The organism is Marinicauda sp. Alg238-R41 (genome assembly GCF_947331485.1).
In the GTDB taxonomy this organism is placed as follows: Bacteria; Pseudomonadota; Alphaproteobacteria; order Caulobacterales; family Maricaulaceae; genus Marinicauda; species Marinicauda pacifica.
Window position 1 is genome coordinate 1,445,648 of record NZ_CAMZOJ010000001.1, and the last position, 13,046, is coordinate 1,458,693.

Consider the following 13,046-nt stretch of genomic DNA (forward strand, 5'->3'; position numbering starts at 1 on the left):
GTTTTAGTTGCTTGTGTCCGCATAACCGCCACCCGCAGCGAAGTCGCCGGCGACAGCCAGATGGAGATCCACGCGGTTCGTGGCGCGTTCGAGCCGCGCTCTTATCAGTTGGGATTCGGCTGTGATCAGGCGCGATTGAGCGTCGATCAGTTCGAAAATTGTTGCGACGCCGCTGGCATACTGGCGCTCGACCAGATCGAGGGCCGCCGCTGCTTCGCGTTGAGCGACGATGAGCGCCTCTACCCGTTCTTCAAGCGTTCGGTCGGCATAGATCGCATTCTCTGCTTCGCGAAGCGCTGTGAGGGCTGTTTCGACATACCGGGCAGACAACTGGCGCGCGACCGCTTCTGTTCTGGTCCGCTCTGCACGCAGAGCACCGCCCTGGAAGATGGGAGCCAGCAGGGAGGCCGAAATCGTCTCCACGAGGAAATCGGGATCGAACAGATCGCTGGCGTCGCTGCTTTGACTGGAAATGCCCGCGCCCAGGGACAGGCCGGGATAGAGCGCCTTGCGCGCCGCGCTCGCCGAATAACCGGCCGAAGCCAGCCTGGTTTCCGCCGCGATCACATCGGGGCGGCGTTCAAGCAGCTGTTGGGGAGAGCCGGGCTGAGGCAACACGGGCAGGATGGGTAGCGTGCTGTCCGGAACGATCTGGTTGCCCGGGTAGCGCCCGAGCAGCACCTCGAGAGCTCGGCCCGAAGCGGCCTCAATGCGAATCTGCGCGGCAAGGGAAGCTTGTGAGCTGGCGAGGGCCGAGCGGGCAGTCCGGACATCGGAGGAGCGAGCTACCCCGCGTGCGAACCGGCGTTCGACGATCTCAAGCTGACGCGACCGGGTGTCGACATCGCGCCGGGCCAGCTCGGCTTGCTCCTTGGCCTCGATGAGGCTGAACCAGGCCTTGGCCGTGGCTCCGGCGATCGACAGTCGGGCTCCATAAAGGTCGGCCCGAGCGGCCTCCGCAGTGAGGTAGCCCGCTCGCGCCTGATCGCTCAGCCGGCCCCACACATCGACCTGCCAGGCGACATCCAGTCCGAACGAGTATTGCTCGCTGGGCCGGGAGCTCGTGTCGCTGCTGCTGGCTGACGCGGATGCGTCAATAGAGAGCAGACGGTTCGAACCGGCTGCGCGCGCCGAAGCGCGGGCAGCGTCCAGACTGGCTGACGCAGCTTCAATTGTCGGGTTTGCTGAAAGGGCTTGAGCCACCAGCGCGCTGAGCGTGGCGTCTTCAAACGATGCAACCCAGTCGCCGGCAGCGGGAAGCTCAACCTGCGGTTCGGCCTGGAAGTCGGCGGGCGCCTCAATTCCAGGAGCGATAGCAAGGTTGGGCGTCCCGGCGCATGCCGCAACGACCAGGGAGGCTGAGATGAGTAGACTTCGCCGTAGCAAAGGCCCCCTCCTTTTTTCTTGTTTTTCCTAATCGACCGCGATCGAAACTATCGATCACATCCTGAATGTCAACAAACTTTTATCGAAAAACGCTAAGGATTTCTCGAATTACAGAAAATTCATGTTGAGGTTGAGTTTCCTGCCAGCAAGTTAGCGACATGTCACAAACCCATGTTATCAAAGCGATATGAGAGCTCGCCGAGACCCGTCCGACAATTGGTCCAAAACGCCTGCCGACCGGCCGCGCCGCCGCGATATCGCCATAAGCTCGGGTCTTGGCGTACTGGTCCTTGCTGTCTTGCTGGCTGCCGGCACGATCGATCTCGCCGTGTTCGTCGGCACCTCGCTGGCGCTCGCCTCGCTCTCGCTCGTCTATTATCTCACGGCGTTGACGACGATTGAACCGGAAGCGCGACCGGTGGAGCGTGTGACCATCCAACCTGCCGATACGGCGGTCGCAGAGTTGATGCTGGAACGCATTACGGTTCCCATCTTGCTGATCGGACCGGGCGGACGGATCGAGCGCGCCAACCCGGCAGCGCGGGCCTTCCTTGGCCTCGGCGGCGAGGGCGGGCTGTTGTCGGCAACCTTGCGCCAGCCTCGCGTTCTCGAAGCTGTCAGCGCGGCCCTTCGCGGCGAGAAGGGGCGGGCGGTCGAGTATTCGACCCTGGCGCCGATCGAGAGTCATGTCCGCGCGTTCGTCGAGCCGATCCGGCTTGAATTACCGGGGCCGATGCCTTGGCGCGCCATGCTGGTTCTGGCTGACGACACCTCGTCCAAACGCGCTGAGCGCATGCGAGCCGATTTTCTGGCCAATGCCAGTCATGAGCTGCGGACCCCTCTCGCCTCCCTGTCGGGCTTCATAGAAACGCTGCGCGGACCGGCGCGCGATGACGAGGAGGCGAGGGAACGATTCCTGTCGATCATGCAGGTGCAGACCGAGCGGATGCGTCGCCTGATCGACGACCTGCTTTCGCTGAGCCGCGTTGAGATGAACGAGCACCTGCCCCCATCCGGCGCTGTCGACCTGTGCGAGCTGGCGCGGGACGTGGCTGGTGCGCTGGGGCCCGTCGCCGCCAACCGAAGCATCGGTCTGTCCCTCGACGCGTGCGAAGGCGAGGCCATTGTTCACGGGGATCGCGATCAGCTTTATGAGGTCGTCGAGAATCTCGTCGAGAACGCTCTCAAATACTCGGACGACGGCGGATCTGTTGCGATCAGCGTGCGAGCCGACCTCACGCGCGATGCCGCTGAGCACAGCGACGAACGCATCGCGGAAGGGTCTGGCCGGTTGACGCTGTCGGCGCCGCCGCTGAGCTCTGAAGCGCGCTACGGGGTTCTGCGGGTTCGCGATTGCGGCCAGGGAATCGACCGGCGATACCTGCCGCGCTTGTCGGAGCGCTTCTTCCGGGTCGGCGGGCAGAAAAGCAGTCCCACATCGGGAACAGGCTTGGGGCTCGCCATTGTCAAGCACATCGTTGCCCGCCACCGGGGCGGCTTCACTGTAGAAAGTGCGCCCGGCGAGGGCTCCGTGTTTTCGATATTTTTCCCGGCCGTGAGAAAGTCGGCTACGGACGGGAACGAACCGGTGCAGCGCGGCGCGACGGTCTCTTGAGCCCCAGATCGAAGGCTGGCCTCTGATGGCGCGCCGGACCTGCGCCGGGCGTTGTCACAAAACCGTTGTATGAGTGTCATATTTCCTAGGCCGATAGGGGCCATGGTCCGGCCCGCTTTGGCGCTGGTGTCAGGGATGATACCGCGTCTTTCTCGTATTTCCGCCTCCGGGTTCGAAAATCGGCATGCAAATCTCGCTGTTCACAGTGCTGATATTGATGGTTCTGACCGCGGTCGGCTTTCTGGTCGGACGCCGGCGGGCCTATGCGGTCAGCTCCGGCCACGCGTCGCGGCTGCACTCGCTGCCGAGCTACTATGGCTACTATATTGCTTTGTGGACAGGCGTTCCGGCGTTCATCCTGCTGGCGATCTACGGGATGTTCGGCAATGACGCCGTCAACGCGCTGGCTGGCGCGCAAATGCACCGGGCCGGCGAGCCTGTTCATGCCCAGTTCGAGCAAGCACTGTCTGACGACGAGGACATTGCCCGGCTTGAAGCCGAGCTCGCCACGCTGGAGAACCGGCGAATCTATGCCCGTGAGGCGATCGAGCGCGACAGCGAGCTGGTGCCGGCTGCCGGCGAGTATCCGGCTCAGTCGCCTGCAGAACGTCAACAGGCGCTTTCAAGCGAAATCAACCGGTTGGCAGCCGAACACGAAGCGCGAGCGGAGGTTCTGGCCGGACAGGTGGAGGCGCAGACTGACGACGCGCTGGCGCGTGCGGGCTTTGTCTATTCCCGCCTGAGCGACGAGCGGCGCGAGTTGATGATCAACGATGCTCGTGCGATCGCCTTCGGCGAAGGCGTGGCAAGCCGGGATACCCCTGAAATCAATGCTTTGGCATCGGCGATGCGGCCATTCCATGAGGTGTTGCGGTCCAGCATGGCGCTGGCGGCGCTGGCTCTGGCGATTGGCGGGCTGGCTTATGCCCGGTCGCGAATCTCATCGAGCTTTCGCGCCCGCAACCGGGTCGAGGGCGCAATATCGGTGCTTCTCCTGCTCGCATCCGTCATCGCAATCGCGACCACGATCGGCATCGTCTTGTCGCTTCTGTTTGAAAGCGTTCGCTTTTTCTCGGCGATCAACTGGCGCATAGACGAGTTTCTCTTCGGCACGCAATGGAGCCCGCAAATCGCCATTCGCGAGGGCCAGGTCGGTCAGACCGGGGCGTTCGGGGCGGTTCCCCTGTTTGCCGGGACCGCACTTATCACCGTGATCGCGATGCTGGTTGCGGTCCCGGTTGGTTTGTTTGCGGCGATCTACCTGTCCGAGTATGCCAGCACAGGCGTACGCGGCTGGGCCAAGCCGGTTCTGGAGATCCTGGCGGGCATCCCGACCGTGGTCTACGGCTTCTTCGCCCTGCTCACAGTCGGTCCGTTATTACGCGACGCTCTGCTGCTACTCGGATATGAAAACGCTGTCACGCAAAGCGCTCTTGCCGCGGGTCTCGTGATGGGCGTCATGATTATACCATTCGTCTCCTCCTTGGCCGATGATGTTATAAATGCCGTGCCTCAATCGCTGCGCGATGGCGCCTACGCGATGGGCGCGACGAAGTCGGAGACGGTGCGTCAGGTCATTTTCCCCGCCGCACTCCCGGGGATTGTCGGCGCGGTCCTCCTCGCGGTCTCGCGTGCCGTGGGAGAAACCATGATCGTGGTGATGGCCGCCGGGCAGGGCGCGAACCTGACGGCCAACCCGCTTGAAAGCGTGACGACCATCACGGTTCAGATCGTGATGCTGCTGACGGGCGACCAGGAGTTCGACAGCCCCAAAACGCTCTCGGCCTTCGCCCTCGGCCTGGTCCTCTTCGTCCTGACCCTGATCCTGAACGTGATCGCGCTTCGTGTCGTGCAGCGCTACCGGGAAAAATATGACTGATCGCGCCCCCTCATCCGATATCCGCAAGGCGATCGAGACACGCCTGGCGCGCCGGCACCGGGCCGAGCGGCGATTCCAGTTCTATGGAATGGCGGCGATCGCGCTGGCCGTATTGTTCCTGGTGGTGTTGCTGTCTTCAATCATCGTGCAGGCCCTGCCGGCCTTCACCCAACACACGCTGACGCTTCCGGTGCGGGTCGAAGCCGAGCTTGCCGATCCGCAAGACGATCGCAGCGAGGAGTCGCTTCGCGCTGGCAGCTATAGCCGGATGCTTCAGGTCGCGCTGCAGGACCAGTTTCCCAGCGTGACCGGGCGCAGCGAGCTGCGCGCCCTGTTCGGGCTCTACTCTTCTGTCAACTCGGCCAAGCTACTCAACCAGGTGGTCGAGAACCCGGACATCATCGGTGAGACCATCGAGTTCTCGATGCCGATCTCTGATGATGCCGATCTGTATCTCAAAGGGTTGACGACAGACGAGCGCTTCGTCGATCGCAACGAGCCCCTGACGCTCAGCGGCGCTGAAGGTGAGGTGACGTTGACCGCCAGCGACCCGGTTTTCAGCGCTTTCATCGAAGAGGTGAACGACACGCTGCGCGCGCGTATCCAGACAGTGAGCGACCGCGCGGCTACGGCACAGGCGCGTGCGGACCGGGCCGAGACCGAAGATGCACGCCAGGCGGCTGCGGCAGGTGCAGAACGTGCGCGGCGCGAGGCGGCCCAGCTGGAAGAGCGTCTGCAAGCTCGCGAGGCGCTGAGCCTGAGCCCGGAGATGGCCAGCCTTCTGGTCCGGCTGGGGGGCGGGGTGGTGCAGATTACCCAGCTCGAGCCGGGCGGACGTGTCGCCCGGGGCGAGGTTGTCATCGCGCCCGAGCGCGACGGGGTCTATCAGGACTGGACCGAGTGGCGTATCGAGACCCCGGCGGCGGGCCGGCGCATCGGCGATGCGCAGATCGTCTTTGCGCGTGCGCTGGACGATCGCGGACTGGTCGAAAACGGACTCAATCTGATCCTGTTTACGAACGCCGACAGCCGCGAGCCGGAGCTGGCCGGCGTGCGCGGCGCGCTGATCGGGTCGGTGCTGACCATGATCATCACCATGCTGATGGCCGTGCCGATCGGAGTGGGGACAGCGATCTACCTGGAGGAATTCGCGCCGAGAAACCGGCTCAGCGAAATCATCGAGGTCAACATCAACAATCTGGCGGCCGTGCCCTCCATTGTGTTCGGCCTGCTCGGTCTCGCCGTGTTCATCAATACGTTCGGCATGCCGCGCTCGGCGCCTCTGGTCGGCGGTTTCGTGCTGGCGCTGATGACCTTGCCCACGGTCATCATCTCTTCGCGCGCCGCGCTCAAAGCCGTTCCGCCGTCCATCCGCGAAGCCGCTCTAGGGGTTGGGGCTTCGCGCATGCAGGCGGTGTTCGGCCATGTGCTGCCGATGGCGATGCCAGGCATCCTGACGGGGTCGATCATCGGTCTGGCCCAGGCCCTGGGGGAGACCGCACCGCTTCTGATGATCGGCATGGTCGCCTTCATCGCCGACCCGCCGACGATGGGTGTCGCCGGATTCACTGAGCCGGCCACCGTCATGCCGGTGCAGATTTTCCTCTGGTCCAGCGGAGCCGAGCGCGCCTTCGAGGCCAAGACGGCCGCCGCGATCCTGATCCTGCTGGCCCTGATGGTCCTCTTTAATGCGGCTGCGATCTACCTGCGCAGCCGGTTCGAACGGAGATGGTAAGCGTGACCGATCCCCAGAACACCGCAGCGCCGGCTGCAACGGTCTACCACGACCAGCCGTCCGCAAATCCGATCAAGGTGGAAACCCGCAGCGTGAGCGTGCGCTATGGCGATACGCAGGCGCTGCACGACGTTTCGATCCGGATTCCCGACCGGGGTGTAACCGCCTTCATCGGTCCGTCAGGTTGTGGCAAGTCGACTTTCCTGCGCTGCATCAACCGAATGAACGACACGATCGACAGTGCGCGCGTGTCCGGTTCGGTGCTCATCGACGGTGAGGAAGTCAATTCGCGCGCGGTCGATCCGGTCGTGCTGCGTGCCCGGGTCGGCATGGTCTTCCAGAAGCCGAACCCGTTTCCCAAGAGCATCTATGATAATGTGGCCTATGGACCGCGCATTCACGGGCTCGCGACCAAACGCGAAGACCTGGACGCGATCGTGGAAGCCAGCCTTCGCAAGGCTGGCCTCTGGGCGGAAGTCGAGGGCCGGCTCGGCATGCCCGGAACCGCGTTGTCGGGCGGTCAGCAGCAGCGGCTGGTGATTGCGCGCGCCATCGCAGTCAATCCCGAAGTGATCCTGATGGACGAGCCGTGCTCGGCCCTGGATCCGATCGCCACCGCGCGCATCGAAGAACTGATCGACGAGCTGCGCGAGAATTATTGCCTGATCATCGTCACCCACTCGATGGCCCAGGCCGCGCGCGTTTCGCAGATGACGGCCTTCTTCCACCTCGGCCATCTGGTCGAGTACGGCCCGACCGAGGACATGTTTACCAACCCGCACGATGCGCGGACCCAGGACTACATCACCGGACGGTTCGGATAACGGCCCCCGAGCCTTCTCCCGCGTCAGCAAAAAAGGCGTTCGTCATGAACGATTTGATGAAACACACCGTGAAGGCCTTCTCCGACGAGCTGGAAAAGCTCTCCGCGGACGTGTCGGTCATGGGCGGCCTGGCCGAGAACGCCGTCGCAAGTGCGATGCAGGCGGTCATCAACCGCGACGCGGAGCTGGCCGAACAGGTGATCGAGGCCGATGCCGAGATCGACAAGATGCAGCGTGAGATCGAGAAGCAGATCATCCGCCTGCTGGCCCTGCGCCAGCCGATGGCGAGCGATCTGCGCTCTGTGATCGCGGCGCTGAAAATCGTCGCGGACCTGGAGCGGACCGGCGATCTGGCCAAGTCCATCGCGCGCCGGACCCGCGTGCTGATCAAGTCCGATCCATTGCCGCTCACCCCGGCCGTCGAACGCATGGGCCTTCTGGTGCAGGGCCATTTGCATCAGGTCCTCGACGCCTACGCCACCGGAGAGACGGCGAGCGCCGTGGGTGTCTGGGAGCGCGATGAGGATGTGGACGAGCATTACAACGCGCTGTTTCGCGATGTGATCGCGCAGATGATGGAGGACCCCAGCGTCGTCGGACCGGGGGCACACCTCCTTTTCGTGGCGAAGAATCTCGAACGTATCGGCGATCACGCCACGAACATCGCCGAGGTGATTCATTATGTCGTGACGGGCAACGAGCTGAAGGGCGAACGCCCCAGAGGCCCGCGCCCTGAACTGCCAGAGTAGGGGACGGGGCCATGACGCCGCACGTACTGGTTGTTGAAGACGAAGATGCACTCGCCGAACTGCTTCAGTATAATCTGAAAAAGGAAGGCTTCCGGGTATCGCTGGCCGCCGATGGCGAAGAGGCGATGATGCTGGTCGACGAACGCCAGCCGGACGTGGTCCTGCTGGACTGGATGTTGCCGAAGATTTCCGGCATCGAGGTCTGCCGCCGCCTGCGGTCGCGCCAGGAGACGCGCAACCTGCCCATCATCATGCTGACGGCCCGCGGCGAGGAGGCCGACCGGATCCGGGGGCTGGACACCGGGGCCGACGACTATGTGACCAAGCCCTTCCTGATGCAGGAATTGTTCGCGCGTGTTCGCGCCGTTCTGCGCCGCATCCGGCCGGGTCTGGCCGAGGACAAGGTCAGCCACGGCGACATCACGATCGACCGTGTGTCCCACCGCGTGCTGCGCCAGGGCCAGGAAGTCCATTTGGGTCCGACCGAGTTCCGCCTGCTGGACTATCTGATGCAGCACCCGGGGCGCGTGTTCTCGCGCGAGCAGCTTCTCGATGCGGTCTGGGGCGCGGATGTCTATGTCGAGGCGCGAACGGTGGACGTGCATATCGGCCGGCTTCGCAAGGCGCTCGGCAAGATGGACGGTCCCGACCCGATCCGCACGGTCCGTTCGGCCGGCTATGCGCTGAACGCAGTCTAGGTCGATTGAGCGCCGGGCACTGGCGGGGATGGATGGGACGCGCTAGTCAGGCTTGCCCCGAACACGCGGATGAGCCTGCATGACCGAAACCGACACCTTCCTGAAAGACCTCTGGTACGGCGCTCTGCCTGCGGCGGAGCTGAAGACGGGAAAGCTCGTGCGCCGCATCATCATGGGTCAGCCCATTCTGTTCGGGCGCGAGGGGGACGGTACGCCCTTCGCCCTTCGCGACATCTGTCCCCACCGGGGTATCCCGCTGACCGCCGGACGCATGGTCAACGGCGCCCGCGAGGTGGAATGCGCCTACCATGGCTGGCGCTTCGGCGCGCACGGGCGCTGTACCGCCATCCCCTCCCTGGTCGAAGGCCAGGAGATGGACATTGCCAGGATCCGGGTGCGCAAATACCCCGTCCAGGAAAAGAACGGCCTGATCTGGGTGTTCATGGCGTCCGGCCCGGTGGAAGGCCCCCAACTGGCCGATACCACGCCCGAGCCCGCTTTCGAGGCGCCCGATATTCCAGGCGCAGGCGGACGGGGGCCGAATTTCACCTACGTGGTGACCTTCGACTGCAATATCGACAATGCGATCCTGGGCCTCATGGACCCGGCGCACGGGCCGTATGTGCACCAGTCCTGGTACTGGCGCACGTCGAAGTCGACCTATGACAAGAGCAAGCGTTTCGCCCCGACCGATCTGGGCTGGGTCATGCTGAGCCATGCGCCGTCGAGCAACTCGGCGGCCTACAAGATACTGGGTGGCCAGCCGGTGACCGAGATCAAATTCCTGCTGCCCGGCATCCGCACCGAACATATCCAGGTCGGCAAACGCTTCGTCACCTCGCTGACGATGGTGACGCCGATCGAAGAGTCGCGCACCCAGGTCATCCAGATGCTGTTCTGGGACCATCCGGTGCTGAGCGTGCTCAAGCCGGCGCTATCCTTCTTCAGCCGCGCCTTCCTGGATCAGGACAAGCGGATCATCCGCAAGCAGAATGAGGGGCTGAAGTTCGACCCAAGGCTGATGCTGATCCCGGACGCGGACACCCAGGCGCGCTGGTATTTCCGGTCCAAGAAGGCCTGGGCGGAGGCGGAGGGCGACCCGCAGCGTTTCGATCACCCGCTGAAAGAGGAAACGACGCTGCGTTGGCGCAGCTAGCGCGCCAGTTTGAGCGGACAAAAAGAAAGCCCGGAACCACTCGAGGTTCCGGGCTTTTCGGTTCGGGGCTGAACCTTAGGTTCCAAGGTCTAGAAGTTCACCTTGCGGGCGCCCTGAAGATTGTCGAGCACTGCGCGCGCGTCGTCGGCCGGCTTGCGCTTGCGCTTGGCCTGCGGCTGGTAAGCCATCTGGGCGTGCGCGTCGCAATAGGCCTGACCCGGGGTCGATTTGCGTCCGCAGAAGCGGAAGGTGTTGTCGGCCGGGTCGCCGATCGGCCATTTACACATGGAGTCCTTCAAGGTGAGCACGGTCGCGTACTCGCCGCTGGCAAGGCGCTCGGCCTCAACCGGGGCAGCGGCCTCCGCGCGCACGACCGACTGTGCGGGTGTCGCGGGTTTGGCCTGCTGGGCCTTGGCCGGGGCGGCCGGCTGTGCGCGCGGACGCGGAGCCGGTTTGGCTTCCGGGTGCCGGGCCGGACGCGAGGGTGCCGCGCGGCCGGACAGGCCCAGCCGGTGCACCTTGCCGATAACGGCGTTGCGGGTAACGCCGCCCAGCTGCTTGGCGATCTGGCTTGCGCTCAGGCCATCGCCCCAAAGTTTCTTTAGAGTTTCAACACGTTCGTCGGTCCAAGCCATGGCGGTGCGCTCCTCGCCTGTTACGCTATTCTTCCAGCCGGAAGTTCGACTTATCCACAAGTTATGGTAAGTAGAACGTCCCGGGCCCCAACATCTTGGGGCTGACACCAGATACAGTATCCGGGAATGGTTCGGGCACAAGATGCCGCAATGATTCGGCCGTGGATAACTCGGCTGCGGTGCATGTCGCCAAGGTTTGCGGACCCATGCTAGACGAAGGGCACACGCGCATGAGGCCAGCGTCTAAAGGGAGTCGCCCATGACTGAGCAAGCCGGTTCGACAGACTCCGCACAGATGTCCGATACGCTCGAGATCCGCGGCGCGCCCGAGCCGCGCAAGATCGGCGCCGTCAACTGGCTGGGACTATGGACGCTCTACAAGAAGGAAGTGCACCGGTTTCTGAAGGTCAGCTTCCAGACGATCCTGGCCCCGGTCGCGACCACGCTGCTCTTCATGACGGTATTTGCGCTCGCACTCGGGGCGCGGCGCGGAGATGTGGGCGGGGTGCCGTTCACCGCCTTCCTGGCGCCCGGCCTCGTCATGATGGCGCTGATCAACAACGCGTTCGCCAATTCGTCCTCCTCCATCATCGTGGCGAAGGTCCAGGGCAATTCAGTCGACTTCCTGATGCCGCCGATCTCGCCGGCCGAGCTCGCCGTCGCCTTCATCACCGGCGCGATGACGCGCGGCGTGCTGGTGGCTGCTGCCACGGCCCTGGTGATCGAGCCTTTCGTGCGGGTGGGCATCGCCCATCCCCTGGCGGTTGCCTTCTACGGGCTGGGGACCGCGAGCGTGCTGGGCATGGTCGGAATGATTGCCGGCGTGTGGGCGGAGAAGTTCGACCATCTGGCGGTGATCACCAACTTCATCATCATGCCGCTCGCCTTCCTGTCGGGCACGTTCTACTCGATCACCATCCTGCCCGAGCCGTTCCAGACGATCAGCCATTTCAATCCGGTCTTCTACATGATCGACGGCTTCCGCTACGGCTTTACCGGCTATCACGACGGCAATCTGGCGATCGGCGTGGCGATCCTGCTGGCGCTGAATGTCGTGCTGGGCGCGGCGAGTTATCTGGTGCTGCGGACCGGGTGGCGCTTGAAGAGCTAGGCGGGCAGGCCTACACCTTGCAGCCTGTTCTGATCCCCATTCTTTAGAGACCACGGAGCCGTTCATGCCCAAGCCGCTGATGGAGACCTATTCGCCGCCCAAAGAGACCTTTGTGTCCGGCGAGGGCGTCTACCTGTTCGACCAGAACGGGGACAAGTATCTCGACTTCATCGCCGGCATTGCGGTCAACGCGCTGGGCCACCGCCATCCCAAGGCCGTCCAGGCGCTCAAGGACCAGGCCGACAAGCTGTGGCACACCTCCAACATGTTCCGCGTGCCCGGCCAGATCGAGCTGGCGGAGAAGTATTGCCGCGACAGCTTCGCCGACCGCGTCTTCTTCACCAATTCGGGCACCGAGGCGATGGAATGCGCGCTGAAGGCCGCGCGCCACTACTGGTATTCCAGGGGCCGGCCGGACAAGTACCGCATCGTCACCTTCACCGGCGCCTTCCACGGCCGCAGCTATGGTGCGATCAATGCGGGCGGCAATCCGAAATACCTCGAAGGCTTCGGTCCGCGCATGGAGGGCTTCGACCAGGTCGAGTTCGGCGATCACGATGCGCTGAAAGCGGCCATCACCGAGGAGACCGCGGCGATCTGTGTCGAGCCGGTGCAGGGCGAAGGCGGCGTGCGTGCCATTCCCGATGTGTGCCTGCGCGGCTTGCGCGAGCTGTGTGACGAGCGCGAACTGCTTCTGATCTACGATGAGGTCCAGTCGGGCGCCGGGCGCACCGGCAAGCTGTGGGCGCACCAGTGGGCGGGTAGCGCGCAGCCGGACATCATGGCCGTGGCCAAGGGTGTCGGCGGCGGTTTCCCGATGGGCGCCTGCCTCGCCACCGATGCCTGCGGCGAGCACATGGTCGTCGGCACGCACGGTTCGACCTTCGGCGGCAACCCGCTCGCCATGGCGGTCGGCAATGTCGTCTATGACGAGCTGACCAAGCCGGGTTTCCTCGACCATGTGAACGAGGTTGCCAACTTCCTCGGCCAGCAGCTGCAAGGGCTAAAGGACAGCCATTCAGACAAAGTGGAAGAGGTGCGCGGGCGCGGCCTCCTGCTCGGACTGAAGCTGCGTGAGGGCTATGTGAACAAGACGCTGGCAAAGCACGCGCGCGATCACCATCTGCTGATGGGCGCGGCGGGGGACAATGTCCTGCGCATGGCTCCCCCGCTCATCATTGAAGAGGCGCATGCCCGCCAGGCCGTCGAGGCGCTCGACGCCGCCTTGAGCGAGCTGAAGCCCGGTTAAACGGAGTTT

The 13,046-nt window shown here is 64.0% G+C and carries 11 protein-coding genes; 9 read left to right on the forward strand and 2 right to left on the reverse strand.

Features of this window, described 5'->3' with window-relative positions; genetic code table 11:
* Positions 1–3: 3 nt before the first annotated feature.
* On the reverse strand, positions 4–1,386 hold the full coding sequence (locus tag PGP17_RS06880; protein WP_270374740.1) for an efflux transporter outer membrane subunit: 1,383 nt from the start codon (positions 1,384–1,386) through the stop codon (positions 4–6).
* A 187-nt stretch (positions 1,387–1,573) separates the two neighbouring features.
* On the opposite strand from PGP17_RS06880, the gene PGP17_RS06885 reads away from it, so the two are divergent.
* From PGP17_RS06885 to PGP17_RS06915, 7 genes are all read left to right on the forward strand, one after another.
* Entirely contained in the window at positions 1,574–3,001 is a 1,428-nt protein-coding gene (locus tag PGP17_RS06885; protein ID WP_270374741.1) for a sensor histidine kinase, read from the forward strand.
* 184 nt (positions 3,002–3,185) lie between these two features.
* Positions 3,186–4,880 (forward strand): phosphate ABC transporter permease subunit PstC, encoded by a 1,695-nt coding sequence (gene pstC / locus PGP17_RS06890; RefSeq protein ID WP_270374742.1) that lies wholly within the window; start codon positions 3,186–3,188, stop codon positions 4,878–4,880.
* Positions 4,873–6,615, forward strand: a complete 1,743-nt coding sequence (pstA, locus tag PGP17_RS06895; RefSeq protein ID WP_270374743.1) for a phosphate ABC transporter permease PstA — start codon at positions 4,873–4,875, stop codon at positions 6,613–6,615. The genes pstC and pstA overlap by 8 nt, the downstream gene beginning before the upstream one ends.
* A complete protein-coding gene (pstB, locus tag PGP17_RS06900; protein ID WP_135943226.1) occupies positions 6,609–7,439 on the forward strand; it encodes a phosphate ABC transporter ATP-binding protein PstB in 831 nt (276 codons plus the stop codon). Before pstA ends, pstB begins: the two co-directional genes overlap by 7 nt.
* Positions 7,440–7,492: 53 nt before the next feature.
* Positions 7,493–8,188, forward strand: coding sequence for a phosphate signaling complex protein PhoU (gene phoU / locus PGP17_RS06905; protein WP_174234986.1), 696 nt, complete (start codon positions 7,493–7,495; stop codon positions 8,186–8,188).
* Positions 8,189–8,199: 11 nt separating this feature from the next.
* A complete protein-coding gene (gene phoB / locus PGP17_RS06910) occupies positions 8,200–8,886 on the forward strand; it encodes a phosphate regulon transcriptional regulator PhoB (protein ID WP_135943228.1) in 687 nt (228 codons plus the stop codon).
* 79 nt (positions 8,887–8,965) lie between these two features.
* Positions 8,966–10,042, forward strand: a complete 1,077-nt coding sequence (locus PGP17_RS06915) for an aromatic ring-hydroxylating oxygenase subunit alpha (RefSeq protein ID WP_270374744.1) — start codon at positions 8,966–8,968, stop codon at positions 10,040–10,042.
* Between the two features lie 89 nt (positions 10,043–10,131).
* Here PGP17_RS06915 and PGP17_RS06920 read toward each other — a convergent pair whose 3' ends face one another.
* Positions 10,132–10,677, reverse strand: a complete 546-nt coding sequence (locus tag PGP17_RS06920; RefSeq protein WP_135943230.1) for a GcrA family cell cycle regulator — start codon at positions 10,675–10,677, stop codon at positions 10,132–10,134.
* 259 nt (positions 10,678–10,936) lie between these two features.
* Between PGP17_RS06920 and PGP17_RS06925 the strand changes: the two genes are divergently transcribed.
* On the forward strand, positions 10,937–11,788 hold the full coding sequence (locus PGP17_RS06925; RefSeq protein ID WP_270374745.1) for an ABC transporter permease: 852 nt from the start codon (positions 10,937–10,939) through the stop codon (positions 11,786–11,788).
* A gap of 64 nt (positions 11,789–11,852) precedes the next feature.
* On the forward strand, positions 11,853–13,037 hold the full coding sequence (locus PGP17_RS06930; RefSeq protein ID WP_135943232.1) for an aspartate aminotransferase family protein: 1,185 nt from the start codon (positions 11,853–11,855) through the stop codon (positions 13,035–13,037).
* Positions 13,038–13,046 lie beyond the last annotated feature (9 nt).

Excerpts from the sequence above, each read along its gene's own strand:
- PGP17_RS06885 (WP_270374741.1), top strand. The coding sequence starts at position 1,574 with ATGAGAGCTCGCCGAGACCCGTCCGACAATTGGTCCAAAACGCCTGCC.
- pstC (WP_270374742.1), top strand. The coding sequence starts at position 3,186 with ATGCAAATCTCGCTGTTCACAGTGCTGATATTGATGGTTCTGACCGCG.
- pstA (WP_270374743.1), top strand. The coding sequence starts at position 4,873 with ATGACTGATCGCGCCCCCTCATCCGATATCCGCAAGGCGATCGAGACA.
- pstB (WP_135943226.1), top strand. The coding sequence starts at position 6,609 with ATGGTAAGCGTGACCGATCCCCAGAACACCGCAGCGCCGGCTGCAACG.
- phoB (WP_135943228.1), top strand. The coding sequence starts at position 8,200 with ATGACGCCGCACGTACTGGTTGTTGAAGACGAAGATGCACTCGCCGAA.
- PGP17_RS06915 (WP_270374744.1), top strand. The coding sequence starts at position 8,966 with ATGACCGAAACCGACACCTTCCTGAAAGACCTCTGGTACGGCGCTCTG.
- PGP17_RS06920 (WP_135943230.1), bottom strand. The coding sequence starts at position 10,677 with ATGGCTTGGACCGACGAACGTGTTGAAACTCTAAAGAAACTTTGGGGC.
- PGP17_RS06925 (WP_270374745.1), top strand. The coding sequence starts at position 10,937 with ATGACTGAGCAAGCCGGTTCGACAGACTCCGCACAGATGTCCGATACG.
- PGP17_RS06930 (WP_135943232.1), top strand. The coding sequence starts at position 11,853 with ATGCCCAAGCCGCTGATGGAGACCTATTCGCCGCCCAAAGAGACCTTT.